Source organism: Neoalteromonas facilis, assembly GCF_002807665.1.
GTDB classification, from domain to species: Bacteria; Pseudomonadota; Gammaproteobacteria; order Enterobacterales; family Alteromonadaceae; genus Alteromonas_E; species Alteromonas_E facilis.
Genome location: NZ_PEAY01000005.1, coordinates 53822 through 77969, shown reverse-complemented (window position 1 = coordinate 77969; position 24148 = coordinate 53822). Strand labels below are relative to the sequence as shown.

The 24148-nt window shown below is 42.3% G+C and carries 18 protein-coding genes and 1 tRNA gene; 12 read left to right on the top strand and 7 right to left on the bottom strand.

Going from position 1 to position 24148, the window contains the following annotated elements:
• Position 1 precedes the first annotated feature (1 nt).
• The gene (glpE, locus tag CSH93_RS14900) at positions 2–325 is read left to right on the top strand and encodes a thiosulfate sulfurtransferase GlpE (protein WP_100644086.1); all 324 of its coding nucleotides are present in this window, start codon (positions 2–4) and stop codon (positions 323–325) included.
• Positions 325–1167: a rhomboid family intramembrane serine protease GlpG gene (gene glpG / locus CSH93_RS14895; protein WP_100644085.1), complete on the top strand. Its 843-nt coding sequence runs from the start codon at positions 325–327 to the stop codon at positions 1165–1167. Before glpE ends, glpG begins: the two co-directional genes overlap by 1 nt.
• On the opposite strand, the gene CSH93_RS14890 is transcribed toward glpG, so the two are convergent.
• Positions 1164–1526, bottom strand: coding sequence for a flagellar basal body-associated protein FliL (locus tag CSH93_RS14890; protein ID WP_240615625.1), 363 nt, complete (start codon positions 1524–1526; stop codon positions 1164–1166). The genes glpG and CSH93_RS14890 overlap by 4 nt on opposite strands.
• Positions 1527–1748: 222 nt before the next feature.
• Between CSH93_RS14890 and CSH93_RS14885 the strand changes: the two genes are divergently transcribed.
• Genes CSH93_RS14885 through CSH93_RS14875 form a run of 3 tightly spaced genes read left to right on the top strand, consistent with a single transcriptional unit; the run spans position 1749 to position 5133 of the window.
• Positions 1749–2300: a chorismate--pyruvate lyase family protein gene (locus CSH93_RS14885; protein WP_240615624.1), complete on the top strand. Its 552-nt coding sequence runs from the start codon at positions 1749–1751 to the stop codon at positions 2298–2300.
• A gap of 3 nt (positions 2301–2303) precedes the next feature.
• Positions 2304–3164, top strand: coding sequence for a 4-hydroxybenzoate octaprenyltransferase (gene ubiA / locus CSH93_RS14880; protein ID WP_100644083.1), 861 nt, complete (start codon positions 2304–2306; stop codon positions 3162–3164).
• Between the two features lie 22 nt (positions 3165–3186).
• Positions 3187–5133 (top strand): methyl-accepting chemotaxis protein, encoded by a 1947-nt coding sequence (locus CSH93_RS14875; protein WP_100644082.1) that lies wholly within the window; start codon positions 3187–3189, stop codon positions 5131–5133.
• On the opposite strand, the gene CSH93_RS14870 is transcribed toward CSH93_RS14875, so the two are convergent.
• A complete protein-coding gene (locus tag CSH93_RS14870; RefSeq protein WP_164078388.1) occupies positions 5134–5640 on the bottom strand; it encodes a YybH family protein in 507 nt (168 codons plus the stop codon).
• 111 nt (positions 5641–5751) lie between these two features.
• On the bottom strand, positions 5752–6003 hold the full coding sequence (gene ubiK / locus CSH93_RS14865) for a ubiquinone biosynthesis accessory factor UbiK (RefSeq protein ID WP_100644080.1): 252 nt from the start codon (positions 6001–6003) through the stop codon (positions 5752–5754).
• A gap of 137 nt (positions 6004–6140) precedes the next feature.
• Here ubiK and rep point away from each other — a divergent pair, with 137 nt between their 5' ends.
• A complete protein-coding gene (gene rep, locus CSH93_RS14860) occupies positions 6141–8156 on the top strand; it encodes a DNA helicase Rep (protein WP_100644079.1) in 2016 nt (671 codons plus the stop codon).
• Positions 8157–8163: 7 nt separating this feature from the next.
• Here the strand turns inward: rep and CSH93_RS14855 are convergent, their stop codons facing one another.
• Together CSH93_RS14855 and CSH93_RS14850 are read right to left on the bottom strand one after the other, a co-directional pair.
• Complete coding sequence (locus CSH93_RS14855; RefSeq protein WP_100644078.1) at positions 8164–10758, bottom strand: sensor domain-containing diguanylate cyclase; 2595 nt, start codon at positions 10756–10758, stop codon at positions 8164–8166.
• A gap of 69 nt (positions 10759–10827) precedes the next feature.
• A complete protein-coding gene (locus tag CSH93_RS14850; protein WP_420807264.1) occupies positions 10828–11229 on the bottom strand; it encodes a c-type cytochrome in 402 nt (133 codons plus the stop codon).
• Positions 11230–11689: 460 nt separating this feature from the next.
• Between CSH93_RS14850 and CSH93_RS14845 the strand changes: the two genes are divergently transcribed.
• A tRNA-Arg gene (locus CSH93_RS14845) sits at positions 11690–11766 on the top strand.
• 709 nt (positions 11767–12475) lie between these two features.
• Here CSH93_RS14845 and CSH93_RS14840 read toward each other — a convergent pair.
• Together CSH93_RS14840 and CSH93_RS14835 are read right to left on the bottom strand one after the other, a co-directional pair.
• Positions 12476–13714, bottom strand: coding sequence for an LlaJI family restriction endonuclease (locus CSH93_RS14840; protein WP_100644077.1), 1239 nt, complete (start codon positions 13712–13714; stop codon positions 12476–12478).
• Positions 13714–15150 (bottom strand): AAA family ATPase, encoded by a 1437-nt coding sequence (locus tag CSH93_RS14835; RefSeq protein WP_205663363.1) that lies wholly within the window; start codon positions 15148–15150, stop codon positions 13714–13716. The genes CSH93_RS14840 and CSH93_RS14835 overlap by 1 nt, the downstream gene beginning before the upstream one ends.
• Positions 15151–15229: 79 nt before the next feature.
• Between CSH93_RS14835 and dcm the strand changes: the two genes are divergently transcribed.
• The 5 genes from dcm (at position 15230) to CSH93_RS14810 (ending at position 24097) form a co-directional block, all read left to right on the top strand.
• Positions 15230–16531, top strand: a complete 1302-nt coding sequence (dcm, locus tag CSH93_RS14830) for a DNA cytosine methyltransferase (RefSeq protein ID WP_100644076.1) — start codon at positions 15230–15232, stop codon at positions 16529–16531.
• A 298-nt stretch (positions 16532–16829) separates the two neighbouring features.
• On the top strand, positions 16830–18308 hold the full coding sequence (locus CSH93_RS14825) for an ATP-binding protein (RefSeq protein ID WP_100644075.1): 1479 nt from the start codon (positions 16830–16832) through the stop codon (positions 18306–18308).
• 3 nt (positions 18309–18311) lie between these two features.
• Positions 18312–21071: a Z1 domain-containing protein gene (locus CSH93_RS14820; RefSeq protein ID WP_100644074.1), complete on the top strand. Its 2760-nt coding sequence runs from the start codon at positions 18312–18314 to the stop codon at positions 21069–21071.
• A complete protein-coding gene (locus CSH93_RS14815) occupies positions 21064–22032 on the top strand; it encodes a PD-(D/E)XK motif protein (protein ID WP_100644073.1) in 969 nt (322 codons plus the stop codon). The genes CSH93_RS14820 and CSH93_RS14815 overlap by 8 nt, the downstream gene beginning before the upstream one ends.
• A complete protein-coding gene (locus CSH93_RS14810) occupies positions 22022–24097 on the top strand; it encodes an AIPR family protein (RefSeq protein ID WP_100644072.1) in 2076 nt (691 codons plus the stop codon). Before CSH93_RS14815 ends, CSH93_RS14810 begins: the two co-directional genes overlap by 11 nt.
• The last annotated feature ends 51 nt before the right edge of the window (positions 24098–24148 follow it).

Genomic DNA, 24148 nt, shown 5'->3' with positions numbered 1-24148 from the left:
TATGTCGGGTTTTCAACATATCAGCCCTGCGCAGACGCACGAGAAAATGAATGCTGAGAGCCCGCTTGCGGTTGTCGATATCCGGGATTATCAGTCTTATATTAATGGGCACATGCCGGATGCTGCTCACCTTACCAACGACAATCTGTCTTCATTTATCAGTCAGACAGAAAAAACCACACCTGTGATCGTTGTGTGTTACCACGGCAACAGTAGTCAGCAAGCTGCGTCTTATTTAGCGCAGCAAGGGTTTGCCGAGGTTTACAGCATGGATTTGGGCTTTGAAGGGTGGCGACATAATTTCCCTGTTGTGACCGGTGAATAATGATGCAGCCACTCATTGCATTTGAGTATGAGCAGGCCGCACGATTACTCGTTGCGCATTTGAATGCCCAGGGAGTTAAAGCAACTTATCAATATACGAATGCGGCGCACAACGTTTTCCTGCTTCATAGTGAAGACCAAACGCGAGCCGTTGAGCTAACGCGCCTTTTTTTACAAAACCCTCACGCCAAAGAATACCAATCCAGTGCTTGGGAGCTGGGTGAGCAAGCCAGCCAAAACGGCACTGCTTCGCTGTCTTTTCCCGTGCTCAAAACATGGTTGGCAGCCCCTTTTACCACAATAGTCAGCATCTTATGCATTGCTGTGTTTATATTAAGTTCATTTGGCGGGTTTGCCTGGGTTCAACAATGGTTATTTATTTTGCCGTTACCGACACTGGTCGAAACGGGTCAGTATTGGCGGTTGCTAACCCCTGATTTCATTCATTTTTCGGCGATGCACATTATTTTCAATGTGCTGTGGTGGCAGATGCTAGGCAGTAAAATTGAGCAGAAGTTGGGGCTGTCTTCGTTACTGATTGTATTTGTACTTGCGTCTCTGGCTGCCAATATTGGCCAGTTATTGATGTCAGGCCCCAGCTTTGGTGGTCTGTCAGGTGTTGTCTATGCGGTACTTGGCTTTGTTTGGTGGATTGGGTGGTTAAAACCTCAGTGGGGAATGCAGTTACCCAAATCTATTATCGGCTTTATGCTTGTTTGGTTATTGATCGGTTACGCAGATGTGCTTTGGGTATCCATAGCTAACACGGCGCATACATTGGGGCTTGTTAGTGGATGTTTATTAGCATGGATTTGGGCCAGCATGTCGCCCAAACCTCGCTAACCTTGGTACAGATACTTAGTGAAAATAACGTCGCTAACGACTGGTTTACCCGCTTCTTTTTCCATGCGTTGTTGCAGTAGTTGAAGAATAGTTCGGCGTATATCTTCGCGGCCGGTTAATGATTTAACTTTATCTTCAGGTTGGCGACCAAAGACTTCAATTACGATGGCACGTAATAATGGCATGTGATGCTCAACGATTTCGAGGTTGTCGGCATCATCAAGCATGAGTTCAACGGTTACGCGAACAAAGCCTAAGGTACGGGCGTTGCCACTTAAGTAATTTGTGACAATATCAGGCTCCAACGCCATGTAAGCATATTGCTTTTGCGCGAAGGCATTGCAACTCGTAACTAACATCACAGTTAGCGCGGCAAATTTAATTAAATTCTTACACACATTCAGGATCATATGTGCACAGCCCTCGTTGGTGGAATAACCCGCTCGTTGATATAAAGTTTATCAAAAGCCTGAAAAAAAGTACGCCGAAAAACGATATATTAGATATTCTATTTCTGCGAATGTTATTATTATCGGCCATGAGTCGAAGAACTATTAAGTATTTTATATAGGCCCACCGCTTTGTCATTGTCAGCCCCGCTCGATATTCAATTCGACTGGTATCCCCATCGTAGTGTTCCTGTTTCAGATCCGTATTTGGCCAACTGGTTATTGGATACAGGTTCCTTGACTGAACGATTGCAAAGTATGTGTCGTCAGTTTCAGGTACAAGTTTTATGTCATCAGCAACAGCCGCAACAGACTGCAGGTGCGGGAAATCCATTTATTCGCGACGTACTCTTGCTGGGAGATGGCCAGCCTTGGGTGTTCGCGCGCTCAGTGATCCCTGAAGCAATCAATAACGGCGAGCTTTTGGATTTGGGAAGCCAACCTCTCGGCCAACGTATCTTTAATGACCCTCGTTTTGTGCGTGGAGAATTTGAATTATGCAGCTTGAGCTATGAACGGTTGCTAGCAGCAATGCCGCAGCCTTATGCAGCGCAACTAGTGCCTCTGCACGAAACGTCTATTCACAAACTGTTTGGTCGTCGTTCAAGCTTTACATTTTTACATTACAGTATGAGTGTGGCTGAAATCTTTTTACCCCAATCACCTGCGTATTTGAGGGAATAATGCATGCTAAATAGGCAACAGCTACATGCATATTGGCAATTGATGCGCGCTGACAAGCCCATCGGTATTTATTTGCTCTTATGGCCAACGTTTTGGTCTGTGCTGATTGCAGCTGAAGGATTTCCGTCTTGGCAAATTGTGACTATCTTTACCTTAGGCGTAATCTTAATGCGCTCAGCGGGTTGTGTTATTAACGATATCGCGGATCGTAAAGTCGACGGGAGTGTTAAGCGAACCGCACAAAGGCCGCTAGCGAGTGGCCGAGTCACTTTACGTGAAGCGCAAATACTGTTTTTGCTGCTGATTGTCTTGTCTTTTGTATTGGTGTTATTCCTCAACACCTCGACCATTTTATTGTCATTTATTGGTTTGTTATTGGCGTCGGCTTACCCCTTTATGAAACGTTACACGCACCTGCCTCAAGTTGTGCTGGGGGCTGCGTTTAGCTGGTCAATCCCGATGGCTGCGATGGCTATTTTAGAGCACTTGCCGCTGTGGGTGTGGGGCTTGTATCTAGCCAACCTATTATGGACCGTGGCCTATGATACTGAGTATGCAATGGTAGACCGCGATGATGATATTTTAATCGGTGTGAAATCAACGGCTATTTTGTTCGGTCTGTATGACCGAGCGATCATCGCCATGTTGCAGGTGCTCACTTTAGCCATCTTATGTTGGGTGGGTATTAGTTTATCTATGACATGGCCCTTTTATCTGTCATTAGTATTGGCTGCCGGGCTTTTTGTTCATCAACAGGTGATGATAAGGCATCGGCAGCGAGATCCTTGCTTCCACGCGTTTTTACAAAACCACTGGGTCGGCATGGTTATTGGATTGGGGGTCGCTTTGCATTATTGGACCTAACCGACATTAACTGGGAAACCACATGACTGGATTTATCTATCAAATAAGTAAACCCGCACAATACCTAATGTCCAGTCTCAAGTTCCCCAGTAAATTTGCGCTGGTGAGTCTGATTTTTTTATTACCATTACTGTTAAGCTTAGTGCTGTTGCAAACAGAGTATTCTCAGGATATCGCTTTTAGTCGGGCTGAAAAGCAAGGCGTAACCTTGCTTTCAACTATCCAAAAAGAGCAACAACGCCTAGCGGCAAGTTTAATTGCACAGCAACCCTACTCTTCTTCTTTCTCTTTGGCACTTGCCGATATTGAACAGGCTTCAGCAAAACAAATTGCCTCTGCGTTATCGCAATACAATAAATCTGTTCAAATTGGCGATGACAATGTGATGGTAATGATGAACCAGTTGACTCAAACCGTTGCAGATCGAACTCATTTAGAGCTAGATCCGTCATTGGATAGCCGATATTTGATAACCGCCTTGGTGGATAATGTCCCCACGTTACAGGCACAAATCGTATCTGTGGCAAGCGTAGCGAGCATAGTACTTGATGCGGGTAGTTTTACGCCTGATTCATATATCGCGTTGTCTAACGCGAACCAAAAATTGCCTTTGCTGATTGAGCATTTGGACCGTTCAATTTCGGTATCTTTGGATGAAAATGAAGCTATCAATGCCTTTTTAAAACAGCCATGGCAATCATTGAAAGACAAATTGAATCATTATCACCATCAAATCAAACAACAAATTCTAGATCCGGATAACCTCCAAATTACAGCCACACAATTTACTCGACTAACGATGCAAACCAATGACGCGGTAGCGTCTTTTGTCGGAGATACGCTACCGGTGTTACAGCAATTGATTGAACAACGCATAGCGGATAAATCATTTAAAAATATCTTGGTCATTCTGGTCGCCTGTATTGCTGTGCTGATCGCTTTTTATCTTTTTATTGGTATGTATGTTTCAGTGACCGATACGGTTAATCGGGTTGTTCGTGCAGTGCATGCAATTGCCCGAGGCGATTTATCTGCACGTGTAAAAGTGTGTACGAAAGATGAAATGCGCGCGATAGCAGAAGATTTAAACACAATGACGGCGGGGTTAGAACAATTGGTACGTCGTTTAATTGAAGCGACGGGAACACTGAGTCAGTCCGCAGAAAGCTTGAAAACGGTCACCTCCCATACTATATCAGGAGTGCATCAACAGCAGGCTGGAACAGATAGAATTGCTGATTCTATGACGGAGTTAACGGATGTCGCGACACATGTTGATCAGAACTCTGAAAAAGCCTCAATATCAACGGTTGCGGCAAAGGAACATGTCAGTGACAGTGTTCAGTTATTAAGTCGTTTACAAGACGTTATGCTGCAAATGCAGGCTGAATCAGAGCGCTCCCAAACGGCATTGAACCGATTGGTAGAGGACAGCAAAGATATTGGGCAAGTGTCCAGTGCCATAAACGAAATTGCCGAACAAACTAATTTATTAGCGCTTAACGCTGCAATTGAGGCCGCGAGAGCCGGTGAACAAGGGCGCGGATTTGCAGTTGTAGCTGATGAAGTGCGAACGCTGGCACAGCGAACCCAAGCTCAAACCAGCCAGATCCATGACATCATCACTCGTTTGCAACAAGCAACTAGGGAGACGCATCACAGCATGGAACAAAGTCGTGAACAAATGAACTTGAGTGTAAACGAGGCTACTGTCGTAGGAGAGGCTTTAGCACGGATCAGTGAGGTAATAGACTCAATTAATCATATGAACACTGAAATCTCCGCATCTGCAAGCCGTCAACGAGCGGTAACTCAATCGGTTGCTGATCAAGTAAAAGCCATTGCATCGATTAGTCATAAAGCTAAACAAGGTGCCGAAAGTACTGAGCAATCGGCTAAACAATTGCTCAGTGTGGTAGCTACGTTAGAACATGAATTGGCAAGTCTGCAACAGGACCATCGCCATTGATCAATGATCATCTAACGACATGTTTGAACCTTCCAATGGGCCTCTGTAGCGGGTGTCAAAAGAGGTGTTATAAAATGTCCACTTACCGTTGTGCTTTTTCATTAGGCTGGCAAATTGGCCGATAAACTGAGTTGGAGGAGTGTCTGGGTGATGAAAACGCTCCTCTTTTATCAGTCTTACGTAGGCAATATCACCAAATACATCTACAGATATCGGTACGACCTTACTGTAGGTTGCATAGTTTCCCTGCTCCAACCAATTCTTTACTAGTGAGAGATATTGTTCGCGCGTTCTCAACGATTCTTTGTCACCGGCCATATACCAGTTGGTAAAATCAGGGTGGAACAACGCGGCATATTCGTTATACCCAGCCTCACGTGGAGCAAGCGCAACCCATCTACTCAATTCAAGTATGTCCAGTTGTTCTTTATTCCAGTCTTGTGCATTTACGGAAACGGTTTCCAGTGACAAGAGTATAAAGAGACTTGCGCAGAACAACTTTTTCATTTTATTTCCTCTCATGATTTGCAGAAAAGTGAAGGCTTATAACAGCCAGATAAACACTAAAACAAAGCAAGAAAGGAAGTGTTAAGTTAGCTTGAGTTTTACAAATAGCATTTACGCTTTTTTGCTGTCAGCTTCCAATGCAGATACGCGAGCCTCTAACGCTTCTAACTTTTCCCGTGTGCGGATCAACACTTGGGTTTGCACATCAAACTCTTCACGTGTCACTAAGTCGAGCTTTGATAGTTGGCTCTGAAGAATTTGTTTTACACGCATTTCAGCCTCTTCAGCCATGCTTTTCACGCCGGGAGGTACGGCGTCAGAGATTTGTTTTGCGATTTCTTCAAGCTTTTTAGGATCAAGCATGACATTGCCTTATTTGTCATTCATAGAGTAGCCGTAGTGTAAGTCAGACAAAAATGGATGCAATAATAGATATCAACGATGAGAAAAAAATTGTGTAAAATACTCGCCCTTTCATCCAACGACGAATTTCTCTGGTTATGCAATTAAATCCCGCTCAACAGTCAGCGGTTACTTATATCTCCGGTCCATGTCTGGTGCTTGCGGGTGCGGGCAGCGGAAAAACACGGGTGATTACCAATAAGATTGCACATTTGGTCAGAGAGTGTGAAATGCCAGCCCGACACATAGCTGCCGTGACATTCACTAACAAGGCGGCACGCGAAATGCGGGAGCGGGTGGCGCAAACCTTAGGTAAAAAGGAAGCGCGTGGACTCATGGTATCTACGTTTCACACCTTGGGTTTAAACATAATTAAAAAGCATGTTTCGCAATTAGGTTTGAAGGCTGGCTTTTCTCTATTTGATGATAAAGACAGCATTGCGTTGCTCAAAGATTTAACCGATGAAGTGTTTGACGGTGACAAAGACCAATTGAAGTTATTGCAAACCTGCATCAGTAATTGGAAGAATGATCTGTTACTACCCGAGGCATTAGTTGCGCGCGCGTCATCGCCGGCGGAAAAGCAGTTTGCTGCTTACTATCAGCAGTATCAGAATCATTTAAGAGCCTATAATGCACTCGATTTTGACGATTTGATCCTGATGCCGACGTTGCTGCTGCGCACCAATGACGAGGTGCGTCAAAAATGGCAAATTAAGATCCGATATTTACTCGTCGATGAATATCAGGATACCAACACCAGCCAGTATGAATTAGTCCGCTTGCTCGTTGGAGACAGGGCTCGCTTTACTGTGGTTGGAGATGACGACCAGTCTATTTATTCATGGCGCGGTGCCCGTCCGCAAAATTTAGTTTTACTGCAAGAGCACTTTCCAACACTAAAAGTGATCAAGCTAGAACAAAACTATCGCTCGTCAGGGCGAATTCTGCACAGCGCGAACATTTTAATCCAAAATAACCCTCACGTTTTCGAGAAAAAGCTCTTTTCTGAATTAGGTTATGGCGAATCACTGCGTGTGATCATTGCTAAAAATGAAGAACATGAAGCTGAACGGGTAGTCGCGGAGTTGATGGCGCATAAATTTATGCAGGCAACGGAGTACAAGGACTACGCTATTTTATACCGCGGAAATCATCAATCGCGCGTATTCGAAAAGCTCCTTATGAGTAACCGTATCCCTTATAAGATCAGTGGTGGAATGTCATTCTTTGGGCGTGCCGAAATCAAAGATATGATGGCGTACTTGCGATTATTGGTAAACGTTGATGACGACAATGCATTTCTTCGTATCGTCAACTTGCCAAATCGCGGCATCGGCAGAGCGACCCTAGAAAAAATCGGTAACTTTGCTAACCAACAGCATATTTCGCTATTTGCGGCTTGTTGCCACCCTGATATCGCGCAGCATATCTCGGGCGCTAGCTTGACAGCTGTGCAGCGCTTTGCCCGTTGGCTGGTGGAGTTGGCTGACAATGCCATGCGTGGTGATGCTGTGGCTGTTATCGGCGAGATGATTAAGTCGATGGGTTATGAAGAATGGTTATACGAGCACAGCGTTAGCCCTAAAGCCGCTGAAATGGCAATGGCCAACATCAGTACGTTATATAAGTGGCTTAAAGATATGCTCAATGGCAGTGAGTTAGAGCCCCCAATGACGTTACAAGAAGCGGTAAATCGCTTTATTCTGCGCGACATGATGGAGCGTGGCGAGGAAGAGGGTGAGACTGATCAAGTACAGCTGATGACGTTGCATGCATCGAAAGGGTTAGAGTTTCCCCATGTATTCATGGTCGGCATGGAAGAAGGTTTATTGCCACACCAAAGCAGTATTGATGAGGATAATATTGAAGAAGAGCGTCGTTTAGCTTACGTGGGCATCACCCGGGCTCAGCAAACACTGGTATTCAGTATTTCACGTGAGCGCCGTCAGTTTGGCGAAGTGATCACGCCGGAACCGAGCCGATTTTTATATGAACTGCCACAAGATGATCTAGAGTGGGAGTTTAAGAAAAAACAAAAAACTGCAGAAGAGCGTCAAAAACAAGGGGAAGCCAGTATCGCAAATTTACGCTCGATGTTGGGTGGAAAGTAAGTACTGACTACGCTTCTTCGAGTAGCTGGGTAGGTGCAAGCAATTTGCCTTGCCCATACATACAGCCAAGTTCTTTTAATGATTGCAATTGACCTTGGCTGTCAATGCCATCTGCAATCACGTAGAAGCGCAAATGTTCACTGATCAACATAATCGACTGGATAAGTTTCTGGTTACGTTGAGAGCGCGGTAGCGAACGCACGAAACGATGATCAACCTTGATAAAGTCAAATGGGTAAGAAAACAAATAGCTCAAAGACGCAAGGCCACTGCCGAAGTTGTCTAACACCAGTGAAATGCCGGCGCGACGCAGCTTCTTAATGGCTGGCAAAATAAATTGTGAGCGACGGTTCAGATCGTTTTCATCGAACTCGAATACCAGTCTCTTAGGAGAAATGCCGGCTTCTTTAATTTGATCCAATATGCGATTAACCAAATTGCCCTGGATAACATGGTTGATAGACATGTTTACTGCAATACGAGAGTCTTTGTGTTCGTCGTCTTCATCTTGCCACTGCTTAATTTTCTGGCAAGCGTACTTAAGCATGTAGTTATCCAGCTCAAGAGTGAGTCCTGCTTGTTCTGCAATTTGCCAGAACTGTTCACGCTTAACTTTTCCTAGTGTTGGGTGCTCCCATCGCACGTAGCACTCGTAATATACGACTTCATTCGTATCGAGCTTCATGGCGGGTTGGATATAACACTGGAATTCCGCATCACGTAAAGCACGACGGAACTCATTCTCAAGCTCCAACTCTTCGAGTAAACGCTCGCGCATACTCTTATCAAAAGTGATGAAGCGACCACGACCTTGTTGTTTCGCCTGATACATTGCAGCGTCGGCGTCACGCAGTACTTCATCCGCTTTTAGGTAGGTAACATCCAAATGGGCAATACCAATACTCGCACCTGAATACATTTCTTTACCGTCTAATATAAACGGTTCGGCGATGGAATCGATGACTCGGCTTGCCACTTCTTCTACATCGTGGATATCGTCAAAATTATCTAGCAAGATAACAAACTCATCTCCGCCCAAGCGTGCCAATAAGTCATGCCCGCGAATACAGGTTGTGATCCGACGCGATACTTCAATTAAGAATTGGTCGCCGGCATGATGGCCGAGCGTATCGTTGATCACTTTGAATCGGTCCAAATCGACAAACAATACTGCGAAATTATTCTCTGGATGACGTTTTTTATTCGCAACGGCCAATTCTAAACGGCTATTGAACATGGTGCGGTTAGGGAGATCCGTTAGCCCGTCGTGGTGAGCGTCATGGATAAGGCGTAATTCTATTTCTTTCCGTTGTTCGATCTGGCTTTTGAGAATTTCATTTGCTCGGTTCAATTCTTCCGTGCGAGCTGCGACACGCTCACTAAGCTTTTGCGTGTATTGCTGAATGGCTTCAGATTGTTTCTTACGTTCCATTGCAACAGCAATGTGATGCGACACATACCGCAACAGTTCAAGATCTTTACTGGTGTATTTATTTTGCTTGCCGTAGGTTTGCACTGCGATAACACCGGAAATTTCACCATCGACGACCAACGGCGATCCTAACCAAGAGTTCGAGCTGCTTAACATGTTTTGTGCAACGGTAACGTCGAGCTCACCACTTTCTACCAGTTGCACAACTCTGGATGTGTTGATCATTTCAGCTTGACCGCTACGCAATACAAACTCGGTTAAGCCATAACCTAATGCCCGCTGTGACGGTGCTTTATCTTTTTCATCGCTGAAGTAAGGGAAGTTTAAGTGTTCTTTGGATTCATCCAAGATCGCCACATAGCAGTTAGGCGCACTGATAAGACGTGAGATAATGCTGTGCAATTGCGAGTAAAACGATTGCATGTCGTCGTCTAAGTTCGCTGCAACCTCGGAGATCTCAAATAGTGCCTGCTGTAATGATTCGACCTTTTGGCGTTCGAGAATTTCTTCCTGCAAATCGTCATTGATTTGTCGTAGTTGTTTCGTTCTTTCACGGATCGTGCGCTCTGTCATTTCCCGACTTTTAACGCGGTCTACTGTGGTTACAATGTGCTGAGAAACGAACAACAGTACTTCTAAATCGTCTGCTGAGTAACGCAAGCTATCGTCATAGGTTTGTACAACCATTGCACCGATAACTTGAGAGCCGCGCTTTAAAGGTACGCCAATGAAGTCTGACGGAATCGACCCCATCAATTGGATCCCTTTTACGCTAAGCACTTCTTCGGCATTTTCTTTGCCGAATACGACATGTTCACCGCTTCGCAAAATGTGGCCAGTGACGCCGTCCATCAGCTTTTCGGCAGGGACTTGTTTAACGGCCTGTTCGTCAAACTCGTCAACAAAATAGACAAAATCGATGATCTTTTCCTCGCGCTCATAGAAGGCAACGAAGAAATTATCGGCATTCATAAAATCACCCACTATGTCGTGGATGGAACGGTAAAGATTTTGCAGGTCGCTGACAGAACTGGACAGTTCAGAAATATCAAAAAGCGCCTTCTGAACACGTTCAGCGCGCTTGTATTGATCAGTAAGCTGTTGCAGCTGAGGAATAAGCTCTCTTAGCTCTTCTTCTGACAGATCACTTTTTGAGATATCTGCTGTCATTCGACCTCGCGTGCAACTGTAAATAGAGATGGCGTTGAGCCGCTACATCAATAACGGCTCAGACAGGGCTTAGATGCCTTCGATCATATATTCGATAGCAGCTTTGATATCGTCGTTTGAACAGTTGCCACAAGTACCCATTGGCGGCATAGCATTGATACCGTTGACGGCGTTATCCCAAATAGTATCAAACCCTTTTTCATCTAAACGAGGCTTCCAATCCGCCGCATCATGTAGCTTGGGAGCCCCAAGCACGCCAGCGCCGTGACATGCGATACAAGACTGGTTGTAAATATCTGCCCCAGAACGCGGCCCTGCAGCAGCTGCACCCGCGGCTTCTGCGCCAGCAACATGCACCGCACCGTAAGGTTTGATACGTTCTGCAATTTCTTCGTCTTTCATTTCCTGAGCATTGAGTGTTAGCGCACTACAGAACAATGCCAATAAACCAACTAATACTTTTATTTTCACAACAGACTCCAGCCGATCGTTTGAATATGCTTAAAACCGTGGGATTACAGTGTCTTCTTATTTTTCCCACAATTATGCAGACTCTCGATTATAGCGGTAATTTCAATCTGAACAACCGTAAACATCGATGATATTCGGATAGTTTTATTATTTGGGATTTTATCCGTCCGATAAGCTCACAAAGCAGTTGAAGCGATAACGCTAGACACGTATTATTGGCGCCTCTTCGCGGCCGGCCAGACTAAAAAATTGAATGAGCTACAAGGCTTTTTAATTTAGTCAGTAAGCGACAACGAAGTGTATACATTTTTTCAAAACATCCGCCCGTAGCTCAGCTGGATAGAGCGCAGCCCTCCGGAGGTAACGGACATCTTGAGAATGAAAAAGGTGGGCAACGGACATAGTGCGAAAAATACGACGCAACGTCGTGTACCATAAAAATTGAAGTGAAAAAGTTAAACCACCCGTAGCTCAGCTGGATAGAGCGCGCCCCTCCGGAGGGCGAGGTCAGAGGTTCGAATCCTCTCGGGTGGGCCATCTCTCCAAATTTGTCTTTCGCTTTTTTCAGTCACAAACAAGCAAAAAGTTGTCTGTGACCAGATTGTGACCGAAAAATAACTCAACGCTTTTGTAATAATGGACCTGCTATAAAGTGATCAACACCTGAATTATTTATTTCACTATAAAACTTGATCAAAGCTGTTTGTTGAGAGAGCAAATTAAAATAGCGTTTTTTGAGTTGATATATGGTGTTCTTTAGTCAACTCATCATTAACGAATAGCTGGTTACTGGTTCAATTACCGAACATGAAAAACTGTCTTTAACAATATTGGGGTGGCCATAATATCAGGAATTCTTTTGGCAATTTCATTTGGAAGCCAATTCTTCCCCCTCAAAGCGAATTCCTAATAGTTAATCACACGCCAACCATTTTCTGCTATTAGGCGAATATTATTGCGGTTCCTATCTCTTTTGCTTCTTAATTTTTCTATCCAGAACTGACAGTTAGATTTGGCAGACGAAACAAGTCACACCTTTCATGTTAATGTCAGAAACATACATTGACAAATATACAGGTTTTGTTTTTCTTGGGCAGTGTGTAAGGAGAGCTTGTAAACTTTTTTATGCTCTTTCTGAATCGATATACTTTCTTGTGTAACAAGCTTCTAACGCTTCGTGCTGGAAGCTCGAATCGCAGATACTTAGTTACTTTTGATTTCACTTGAGTGATCATCAGTCATGGGGCTAAGAATTGAGTATTTTACTAAGTTCTTTGAGTTTTACACCCTTTGAGTAAGCTTGAGTAACATCTGTAGGATTTACATAGATGCATTCTATCTCCACATAGTCAGAGATAGGACTATAGTCTTTTCGGTTCGCCATGAAAGCTTTTGCGAATACTTGTTTCTCGCCTGGGAAGATAAAATAATTTTTCACTGTACTTTCTGGGTATACGGTGGAAATTGCCTTTTCATAGAAGAATTGCTTTACAAGATCGTGCCACCGTGGAGAGGATGAAGTGCTAGTTGCATCATAATATTTAGCATCGACTATGGCATAAAGGTTTTTATTACTGTTTTCTATTACAATATCTGTCTTTTGACTGTTTCGTTTGGCTGGATAAAGTTTGCCGCTTGAGTCCTCATATATTGGAAATGGTAACCTGTCATTTAACTCTATCGTACCCTCAACGACCTTTTTTAACATATGCTCCCAAACTGTATGAAAGCTTCGTGTTCCAATTACAAATTCTACAGATTCATTCAGTACACCGACTTCCAGAACCTTAAGGAGTCGCTTCATCAAACGTACATCCCTATCTGAATATACGTTTCTTAATTCTTTATTTATAATGGCCCGAAAAAACTCTTGGGAGATAAAACTGGGCTGTAAAAGCCAGTCTTCTTTATACGACTTCTCGCCAAAAAAAACTGAACCGAACTTCGTGTCTATCAGGCTAACTAAAAACGCATGAATCTTTGAGATCTCAGAATCAACACTTACTCTCTTTTTGACACCTACATAATCACAATAGAGGGGGCTTCCATCAGAAATAAAGGGCTGAAATTTTGAAATCGTCCTCGGCCAGTCAGGTTTTCCCGAATTAATCCTTTTGTGGAGATTTCTCTGACTATAAATTCCATAATTTCTGTAGTCTTCCAAAAGACTATAGAGCAAGGCTATCTTCTTGCTTCCGAATAATTCCGCGATTTGTTCATTATTCCTGATCAAAGGTGAAAGCTCTTTATCGTATTTACGAAAGGCTTTAAACATAGAAGAAGTAGCTTGGATGATACCACCGGAGAGCTGAGTACTCCTTGGCAGAAAAACTGCCTGTACACTTTCCGTCAAAATCAGGCCGCAAAAACTGGCCTTTTCACCTGATTTAGTAACAAAGTTTTTATTTCGCAAAACCTGTGATAACGAATCGGGCAGATTAGACAGATTAGTCCGATCCAGATAGTAATTTATGTCCCAGTGCATCAGATGTCCTCTGGTTCAATCTGACCCTGTTCATTTTCAACGTCGTCTTGATGTTGGGTATCAGCCTGTTTAGCTTTTAGAGATTCCTCTAACGATCTGCTAAAAATTTTACCTCCGGATTTCAGATTCCTTATCAGATTCCCATAGCTCATGATATTGTCTGCAAAAATCAAACTCTTATCACCATGCCGCAGGACATCATCCCATAGATAAAGTAATAGTTTGCCTTTCAGCGCATTCGCACTAGCTTCAAGGCTATCCAACTCACTTTCTTTCATGAACCAAGGCCCCAACAAGCGATCTTCTGGGATCTCCTCAGCCTCGAGAACTTCATTTATAGATTCGGCCAGATTCTTCCAAGTGGTTACTATGGGTGCTGCAGCGTCCATAGGAATCTCTATGTCCCCATGAGGACATTCGCTGAAATCAATAGGAACATACTCAAATTTCCAGCGTCTTTTAAATGCCGTATCCATCGGCATGACAGCTTGATCACTGCTATTCATAGTGGCGTATAAAGATAAGTTCGAAGGGATTTTTATATTATTGCCATTTAGTGCGCTTGGGGCCTTTTCATTTATAAATGCAACCATGTCAGGATCTGCAAGAGTTATTTCATAGCAACTCTCACCACTGGCCGATCTATCTAAAAGTTGAAACAACTCTCCGAAAACAGCGGCAGAAGAGGCTCTGTTTATTTCTTCTATCACCAAATAAAACATTTTTTCCGGAGCTAGTGACGCCTTTATAAACGCAAGAGTAAAAGGCCCAGGTCTGAACTCATAGACTACATTTTCTCCTAACATTGTAGGCTTTAGGCATCCGGTAAAATCGCTATATTGTGAATCTGGGTGAAATACTGTTCTTATGGAGTTATCTAAATTGCATCGTTGATCGATTTGATAGCTTTTCCCAACGCCGGGAGCACCGTAATAAATAATGTTTTCGCCACCGGAGTTACTTGTTGTATGAACTTTAGAAATGCTTTCCAAATATGCATCATTGTCAGGAATCTGCGATTCAATATATAAGATCGCATTTTCGATTAAATCGGCATTTAAGTTTAATCGCTTTTCGTTGAATGCTGAATCCAAACCATTGGCAACGTATATAACTTTATTCAGCAAACTAAAGAGTGGGAGAGTCTGAACTGTTGATAAAGCATTGATAGTTTTGCTCGTAATAGTTTGAGAAAACAAGTCCCGCATTCTGCCTTCGACATAGTCTTTTGCAGCTTCATATTGGCTCAGATTTGTTCTTATATCTTTTAGTGTTGTTAATAGCTCAACTAAAGTTATTGTAAAATACTTAGTTCCTCGACGACCGGTATTAGAAAACTCAAATGATGGGCTTACATTTCTGTAATTAAGACTCATTTCACTCCTAAGCCCTTTGCATTCTTCCGTAAACTGGTCTATCCGTGTTTTTTTCAACATTTTGCTACTTTCCTATTGCCTGATCATTCATACAGTGATAACTTGGCCGGGTTTAAAACCGGATAAGTTGAGCGTGGATATGAAACATAAAAATCCGTCCAATGATAATCATAACCAAATCAAATGTATACGTGAGAAGCTTGGCCTCGGTAGAACCGAATTTGCGAATCTATTGGGACTCGGAACACAAGGTGAAAGAACCATCAGGGGGTGGGAGACCGGTGAACACAAACCATCCGCAAAGAAAGTTGCTCAAATACTAGCTCTGGAAGATGAGTTGCATAGAGCTAAAAGAAGTGCCCCTTTCTATTCTGAACAATTAGATCCTGCTTTTCGTTTCATAGATTTGTTTGCTGGCATCGGGGGCATTCGTTTACCGTTCCAGAATCTTGGAGGAAAATGCGTATTTACATCAGAGTGGGATAAATTTGCCCAAAAGACTTATCTTGCAAATTTTGGAGAGATGCCGAACGGTGATATCACTATGATCAGAGCAACCGATATACCTGATCATGATGTTTTACTTGGCGGCTTCCCATGTCAGGCATTTAGTCAGGCTGGTTTAAAGAAAGGCTTTAATGATACTCGGGGAACAATGTTCTTTGAAATTCAAAGGATATTAGTTGAAAAACGCCCAAAAGCGTTTTTACTAGAAAATGTTAAGCAACTTAAAGGGCATGATAAAGGCCGTACATTAAAGACCATAATGGCAATTTTGAGAGGGGAAAATGAAACAGAAATGCCGCAGGATATCCCTCTGAGTGATGAAGCCAGACATGCGTTATCAGAAAAGCTGAATTATTGGGTAGATTTTAAAGTGCTTAGAGCGGCTGATTTTGGTGTTCCACAGAATAGAGAGCGTGTTTTTTTAATAGGTTTTGACAAAGACTTTTATTCGGAAAGTGATATCAAATCTATGTTTAGGTGGCCTGTTCCGCCAAAAACTAAAACAAGGGTCGGGACTATATTAGAAGATCTAAAAGAAATTAGTGCGGCAGATGACAAGTTTACCATTTCCGATAAGTTGTGGGAGGGGCATCAAAAGAGGAAGGCTGAGCATTTGGAGAAAGGTAATGGTTTTGGTTATTCTTTGTTTAACGCTGATAGTGAATATACAAGTACGATCAGTGCAAGATATTACAAAGACGGTTCTGAAATCCTGATTGATCAGTCAGAACTTGGCAAAAACCCCCGAAAGCTGACCCCCAGAGAATGTGCCAGACTACAGGGATTTCCTGAAAATTATATCGTAGATGCCGTGTCAAAAGGACAGATATACAAGCAGTTTGGTAATTCAGTATGTATTAATGTGATATCAGCAGTGGCAGATAGCATGGTCAGCTTTATGAAGCTTGTTGAAGAGAAGCGCTATGTTGCTTAACTGACAGAAATAAGCCTCAGAGTTGAAAATAACTTCATTATTTATCAAGTTTTCTGGTATCACTGCATTAATCGCTGAGGTTGGTCATATTTCTATGTCATCGGGCGAATGGTACTAATAGTAGGAGCCGGTCAAAAATTAACGTTCGTCTTGGTGGACAATTAATGACTCTTATACTAAGTTTTAAAGATCCACTTATCAGTCTGTTTTTTATAGGGAAAGTAGCTAAGAGGGAGCACTGCTTAAGTCATCGCAAAGTGCTTTCTTGAAACTACTTAAATACAAGAAAAGGATATCAATGAGAATCAGTAATCCGCCAGACTCAAGTGCACTGATGGCGACAGCAAGAAGCTTCGGAAACTATAACCTCTCAGCCGCTCTTGCTGATTTGATCGACAACTCTATAAAGGCCAAAGCATCCGAGGTTGATATCAATTTTTTACCTGTCGATGGCGATGTCATTGTTACTATAAGAGACGACGGGTGCGGAATGACTGGCGACGAGCTTAAAAAAGCAATGAAGCCAGCTAGCAGTCATCCAGAAGAAGAGCGAAGTCAGGATGATTTAGGTCGATTTGGATGGGGCATGAAATCAGCATCATTGTCACAATCAAGAGTAATGAAAGTAGTGTCTTGGACGAGAGAAGGAATTGTTGCTGCTGGCTGGGATATAGATGATATAACCGATTGGGGAATGGATTATTACGAAAATGATGAAGCCCTCGACATCTTAGATATATCACCTACGACCGATTCGGGAACGGAAGTACGTTGGGAAAGAACGGATCGCTTGCTCCAAAATTCTGGTCATGAGCCATTTGAGAATGCTCTCACCCACTTAATTTCAACATCTATAGAAAGCTTAGCTCTGGTTTTTCACAGGTATTTGCTGGGTGATTCGTCGAAAAAATTGACAATTAAGATAAATGGTACTGCTCTTCCCACAATTGATCCTTTCTTGAAAACCCATCCAGCAACACAATGCATGGATAAAGAATCAATCGTGATGGCTAATTCTGAGAAAATCTCGCTTCAACCATTCGTCTTACCTCATTTTTCAAAGTTAACCCAGCAAGAACAAAGACTCTTGGGCGGTGCTGAAGGAATGATAAAGAACCAAGGATTTTACGTTTATAGAAATAAACGTCTCATTATACATGGTACGTGGTTTAAGTTAATTCCACACCGGGATATATCACAATTAACTCGAATCCAAGTTGACTTACCTAATAGTGTTGATCATGACTGGCGAATCACATTGGACAAGTCTGGAGCACAATTACCAAATGAACTAAAAACGCACTTGCGCCACATCGTGAAGAAGTTCAATAGGCGTTCACATTCAGTTCACCGAAAAAAGGGGGTAGTTGTTCGCACTCTAGATAGGAGTCCGGTATGGAATCGCATTGTCAGAAATGGTCAAATTAAATATACGATTAACAGAGAACACCCTTTGTTGGTCAGTTTGATCAATCATACAAGAGATGAAGCAGAAGAGTTTGACATAGAAAGCGTGTTGACTTTGCTAGAGTCTTATTTTCCTACAGATACGTTTATTAGTGATGCTTCGAAAGGTGAACTAAACCAAACAATCACTAATGAAGAAGATTTTGAAAGCCTGGTAATGCATGCATTAGTCAGTTATGTACAGTCGCATTCAGCCCCTCATAAATTGAAGAATTTTCTCGAGTATCTAAGGCCAGTTGAACCATTTGCAAGTCACTGGATATTTGTTGAAGAGTATGTTCGAAATAACGCAACCAACATTTTGGAATGAACCATGGATTTTGAAGCTTCTCTAAATTTTATAAGAACTGAAATTGAAAATGTCATCCAAGGTCGCCCTACAGTGCCTGAAGGGTTTGTTGAAAATTTTGTTGAAAATGAATCAGGTATTTCCACTTTGCTCAACGGTCAAGCTAAGGAGCGGCTTGTAAAGCATTTGGAAGAGTATTTTTGGGCGAAAGGTTCCAATGGGCATTCACTAGTTGTTGACTATAAGTCTTGGTACCCACAAAGAAAGGTAGATAGTGAGTTCACAAGTTATTATTGGCGTAGATTGCACAAATACTGGATCGACTACACGACTCTTCCCAAAGACGCAATTCGTGCAACAGATGAAGTAACAGATGAAGTAATGGATTATCTCGGTGATCCCAATGAGGATGGTGATTGGGATCGACGCGGTCTAGTCATGGGCCATGTTCAGTCAGGGAAAACAACAAATTATTCTGCGTTGATCACTAAAGCTGCGGATGCAGGATATAGGATAATAATTGTATTAGCAGGACTTACCAACTCCTTAAGGAAACAGACTCAGGAGAGGTTAGACATGACATTTGCTGGTAAGTCTTCTCTGGGGGATGAGGTTAATAATGAATATTATCCAGTAGCAAGAGTATTGAGCGGAGAGGAAGGATATAGATTTCGGTCTCCTTTCCAGGGTACTACTCAGCTTAGAGATGTCAACATAAATGCCTTGAGAAGTTATGGTGCGCAAGAAGGTAACTTTGCCGACCCAGTTTTGTTCGTTACAAAAAAACACGTTGGGGTCTTAGAGAGGTTGATAGAGTGGTTGTCTAGCTTGATTGAAGGCAAGAAGTTAGACGGGCCAATGCTGATAATAGACGACGAAGCTGATAACGCTACAGTCAATACTACAGATAGTGAAACAAGCGTTACGCGGACAAATGAACGAATTCGGCAATTACTTCAATGTGCTAGAAGAACTTCGTATATAGGGTATACAGCAACACCCTTCGCCAATATTTTTATTCATCCTGAATCAAATAATGAAATGTTGGGGGATAATCTCTTCCCAAAACACTTTATTAAATCCCTTGAACCGCCTACCAATTATATTGGTGCCAGAGAGCTGTTTTCAGAAGATGGTAGATATCGAGAGGACTGCATTAGAGTTATACCTAATGACTACCAAGATCTTCTTCCAGTATCCCATAGATCAACTCACTCCGTTTCTGAGCTACCAGAAAGCTTAATTAAATCAGTCTTTGAATTCTTGATTTTTAGAGCGATAAGGATCCTTGATGGTGAATCTGACAGACATAGCTCAATGATGATTAATGTCAGTAGGTTTAATGCAGTTCAGAAGCAAATTTATGACCTTGTTGAAGATTTGGTGGATACAGCGGGAGAGCATGCCAAGAGTTGGGCAAATAGCCCCAGATGGGAGGTTTCAGAGGTTTTAAAAGGCATCCATGAAGTTTGGTCTGCTGAATACAAGACTTTTACAGGATATTCGTGGGAGAAAATTAGGCAAAATCTTGTGCCAGCAATTATCCCCATCGAGGTCTCCTTGGTAAATATGCGTGGAAAAACGTTAGATTATTCGTCCAGAAAAGAGCCTCTGCACGTCATCGCTGTAGGTGGCCTTGCATTGGCCAGAGGGTTAACTCTAGAGGGCTTGGCGGTATCCTATGTACTCAGAAATGTAGGAGCCGGCGACACACTTCTTCAGCTAGGTAGGTGGTTTGGATATCGTTTGGGCCATGAGAGTTTATGTAGAATTCATCTGACTGAAGAAATGATTAGTCATTTTGAAGAGGTTAGTGAGTCTGTGGAGGAACTCAGAGAAGACTTGATTAGAATGGAAAAGCTCAAGAAAGCTCCAATAGAGTTCGGCTTGAAGGTGCGTGAAAGCCCAACTGGTATAGCGATAACTGCCGCGAACAAAATGAGAACGGCTGAGCCGATCAGGCTGGCTGCCGACTATCAAGAAAAACACGTTCAAGCATACGAGTTTTATGACGATGCAGATGTAAACCATCAGCATTTCAAGAGGATCGCCCAATTTCAATCTCATCTCATGAGAGACTATAAAGATACATATAATGAGAGCAATGGAGCTTTAATTTGGGAGGGTGTCGACGCTTCAGAAATCGCTGATTTAGTGAGAGTGTTTGATTTACCACAGACTGATTTCATAAAGATGAGTGACAGTGAGTCTTTGTTAAGTACTTATATAAGAGACCGAGCAAACTCGTATGCCGGTGGAGAGAAATGGACGGTAGCTATTCCCTATGCTTCTAACCCCCGTGGTGTTCATGGGCCTCGAATCAACTTTCCGTTAAGTACTATTAGTGTCAGGGCTTTTTGTCGCCAACGCTTTAACGGTGTAAAAGTGGAAAGTAGCGGGAATTTGAAAGCAACTGAAAAGAATGTTGTAGCTGACTTACCATTCACTGATCTCGTTTGGGGAGAGGATTTGGGTGAAATCAGACGGCAAATCTCAGACCTGAGGAACAGCAATCCAGACGAATCAATAAAGGATCCTAGAGCTATTCTGAATTGCAGGAGGCAACCGATCTTGCTAGTTCATATATTTCAGTATTCGACGAAGGATAATAGTGATATCTCGTTATCAGCTGAAGTACCTGTTGTTAGTCTTAGTCTTGGGTTTACTTCAACAGAGTTTAGACCGAAGGAAAAGCTGTATGCAGCAACTGTGCGACTAATTGAGCAGTTGAGAGAAGTCTCTCAAAATGAAGAAGATGATGACGTGGTAGTAGACAATGATTGATTTTTCTCAAAAATGGGATGACATTGAACTACCGCTTCGCAAAAACATAACAACTAGAATCGCTGCTGATCACGCGTTGGACTTACTTATAGGCTATTCTGAAACAGGTTGTAGGCAATTAAAGCTGCGTTCTGAAGAGCCAATTTTTGATGATGTTGACCTACCAGAGTTCGAAAACATTAGATTAGGTTTGAATGTACTGCCGAGAGTTTACGAACTAAATATGGTTTTAGAAAACAATGACCTTAAAGATCTTTTTTCAGCAATTGCATTTGATCTTGTAAATGCTTCTTCAAATGCGCGCACAAAAGCTGGAGCTGCAGATATTTTTATTAATCGCCTGAACAGATGGGCAGACCTTTTACAGGAAAGATTTCGCAAGGGTTTATCTCTAGCGCAGCAACTTGGTTTATTAGGAGAGTTGTCATTTCTAAAAGATATTCTAAAGCAAAAGTTGGTGTCAAATTCAACGGCAATTGCAGGATGGAGAGGACCAGATGGCGACGCTAGAGATATTTCTTTAGGTGCTATATCGATAGAAGTTAAAGCATCGCTGGCAACAAGCAAGAATGCATTAAAAATCTCATCTTTGGATCAGTTGGATACAGTTGAAAGACGGTTGGTAGTATCACGCTATCAGTTCTCAAAGTCCGATACAGGCGTATCACTCAGCAGCCTCGTGGAGCAAATTTTATTCTTATTGAAACCACACTCTCCAGAGAAAAGCGACTTCTGGAGAAAGCTTTATCTATTGGGCTATGATCCAGACAGCAACTATGTGGAATCCACTTACACTTTTTTAGGTGTGGAAGCTTACTCGGTAGAAAGTGATTTTCCAAGGCTGGTTCCATCAAATGTTGCGCAAGGAATACGTTCTGTATCATATGAGATTGATTGCTCGTTGCTTAGTAAATACCTCATTTCCGACAGTGATCTAAAAAGGATGTTAAATGGCAAATAAGTTATTAGAAGAAGAGTATCACCAATTAGCTCAAGAGATTAAAATAGGAAGCTTGGCTGAGCACGACTTTGAGGTTACACAATTCTTCAACATATATGGACAGATTGCTGCTGAAAATGGCGATACGCCAGACTTAGAGTACAGCCCAATAAGGTTTGAAGGAACGCCGAAATACAGAATAGATGGATATTCATTTGATATTGTTGAAGGAGAAGATAAAGACTCTGGCGATTTATATTTAGTAGTCTGTGATTACTATCAGGAGTCTGAAATGCCTTCCATTAACGCTAAGCACATTGACCAGTCAGTAGATTATGCCGAGCGTTTTTTAAAAAAAGTACATGATGATAATCATTTCAACTCTCTTGAAGAGGAAGATCCTGAATTCCAATTAAGTCTTCTAATAAGGCAACACTACGATAGAATCACACGCATAAGAGTTGTTATTTTCACCAATGGATACTTAAAAACTAGAAAGAACGTTTTTGAAACTAGGCTCGTAGGCAATAAGGTACTGCATGTAAATGTAATCGATCTGGAGAGATTCCATGTCATTTCTTCAACTGGATCGGAACCAATTGAAGTTGATTTTGCCGGTGACTTTGGTGGAGGAGTTGACTGCTTGTCTCCGGAAATAGGGGAGAATAAATATTCCTCATACCTCTTTACTATACCGGGCTCTGTTTTAGCTGAAGTTTTCGCTGTGTATGGGAACCGATTGTTAGAGCAGAATGTGCGTACATATTTACAAGCCCGAACCAACGTTAATAAAGGCATTTTAAAGACTATATCCAATGAGCCAGAGATGTTTCTAGCATACAATAATGGAGTTACTGCTACGGCTTCCGAGGTTTCGATAGATAGTCAAATGAGCGGAAAGCTTGTTATTAACTCAATAAAAAACTTTCAAATAGTAAACGGCGGTCAAACAACAGCATCCCTACTATACGCTCGAGACAGCATGAATAAGGATTTATCTAAAGTTTACGTGCAAGTTAAGTTGAGTGTAATTGATGAAGGTAGAATTGAAACCGTAGTCCCAAAAATCTCTGAGTACGCTAATACTCAGAATAAGGTTTCTCTTGCAGATCTAGCTTCTAATAGTCCTGTTCAAATACAGATCCAGAGACTTTCTGAAAGCGTCACTCCACCACAGAAAGCCGGACATTTACATGTGGTTAAGTGGTTCTACGAGAGATCAAGAGGTCAGTATAGGAGCATGTTTGCGTACAAAAGTGCATCGGAAAGGAAAAAGAAAGAGCTTGAATATCCCAAAGATCACTTAATCGTGAAGACTGATTTAGCTAAGTATGAGTTTTCATTCGATGGCCTTCCTCATATCGTTTCAATGGGCGCGCAAAAATGCTTCCTTAAATATGCGGATGAGCTAAAGAAAATGGCTTCAGGGAATAGCTTAGCTTTAAATGAAACTTGGTATAAAAGAGTTATTGCTAAAGCAATTTTGTTCATTGAATTAGATAAGAGTATAAATAAATCTGATTGGTATAAAGCCGATCGAGGATACAAAGCTCAAATTGTCACATACACTATTGCTGCTTGTGCAGACGGATTTAGAAAGTCAGGTCATCAAATAAATTTGGATATGATTTGGGAAGAGCAAGCCGTACCACATGAGCTTTTGCTTTGGATGCAATGTGTCGCGATTAAAGTAGCAGAGATTCTAAAAAAACCACCACCGGAAGTCAGGAATATAGGTGAGTTTGCTAAAAAGCTTTGGTGTTGGGAAAATTCGGTGAGAGACAATGCTGGGAAACCAAGTGACAAGATTCAAAAAGATTTTGGAGTATCGATTACTCAATTTAACTACGATTTAAAGTCGGGTAGAAGAGAAGAAAAACGGAATAAAGATTTAGACGTCGAGGTTAAACTCGCAGAACTTGTGCCACAGGCAAGAGCAATAAAGGCATCAATTGAGTCAAAGGGAATCGCTTCTCCAAAAAACATGTCTGCACTAAGAAAGTTAGAGGTTGGCAATATTAATTTGAGTAAAGCTGAAAGAAACGCTCTCAAATCGGCGCTTGTTCGTCTAGACATCAAGCTTTAATACTTCTAAATTTTTCGGATAACCAAAGAAGTTAGTGCCTATACTAAGCGA

Bases quoted from the DNA above. Each gene is read 5' to 3' on its own strand.
- ubiA (WP_100644083.1), top strand. From the start codon at position 2,304: ATGCTAAATAGGCAACAGCTACATGCATATTGGCAATTGATGCGCGCT.
- CSH93_RS14875 (WP_100644082.1), top strand. From the start codon at position 3,187: ATGACTGGATTTATCTATCAAATAAGTAAACCCGCACAATACCTAATG.
- rep (WP_100644079.1), top strand. From the start codon at position 6,141: ATGCAATTAAATCCCGCTCAACAGTCAGCGGTTACTTATATCTCCGGT.
- CSH93_RS14810 (WP_100644072.1), top strand. From the start codon at position 22,022: ATGGCAAATAAGTTATTAGAAGAAGAGTATCACCAATTAGCTCAAGAG.
- glpG (WP_100644085.1), top strand. From the start codon at position 325: ATGATGCAGCCACTCATTGCATTTGAGTATGAGCAGGCCGCACGATTA.
- CSH93_RS14815 (WP_100644073.1), top strand. From the start codon at position 21,064: ATGATTGATTTTTCTCAAAAATGGGATGACATTGAACTACCGCTTCGC.
- CSH93_RS14835 (WP_205663363.1), bottom strand. From the start codon at position 15,150: ATGTTGAAAAAAACACGGATAGACCAGTTTACGGAAGAATGCAAAGGG.
- CSH93_RS14870 (WP_164078388.1), bottom strand. From the start codon at position 5,640: ATGAAAAAGTTGTTCTGCGCAAGTCTCTTTATACTCTTGTCACTGGAA.
- ubiK (WP_100644080.1), bottom strand. From the start codon at position 6,003: ATGCTTGATCCTAAAAAGCTTGAAGAAATCGCAAAACAAATCTCTGAC.
- CSH93_RS14820 (WP_100644074.1), top strand. From the start codon at position 18,312: ATGGATTTTGAAGCTTCTCTAAATTTTATAAGAACTGAAATTGAAAAT.
- CSH93_RS14825 (WP_100644075.1), top strand. From the start codon at position 16,830: ATGAGAATCAGTAATCCGCCAGACTCAAGTGCACTGATGGCGACAGCA.
- CSH93_RS14890 (WP_240615625.1), bottom strand. From the start codon at position 1,526: ATGTTAGTTACGAGTTGCAATGCCTTCGCGCAAAAGCAATATGCTTAC.
- CSH93_RS14840 (WP_100644077.1), bottom strand. From the start codon at position 13,714: ATGCACTGGGACATAAATTACTATCTGGATCGGACTAATCTGTCTAAT.
- glpE (WP_100644086.1), top strand. From the start codon at position 2: ATGTCGGGTTTTCAACATATCAGCCCTGCGCAGACGCACGAGAAAATG.
- dcm (WP_100644076.1), top strand. From the start codon at position 15,230: ATGAAACATAAAAATCCGTCCAATGATAATCATAACCAAATCAAATGT.
- CSH93_RS14855 (WP_100644078.1), bottom strand. From the start codon at position 10,758: ATGACAGCAGATATCTCAAAAAGTGATCTGTCAGAAGAAGAGCTAAGA.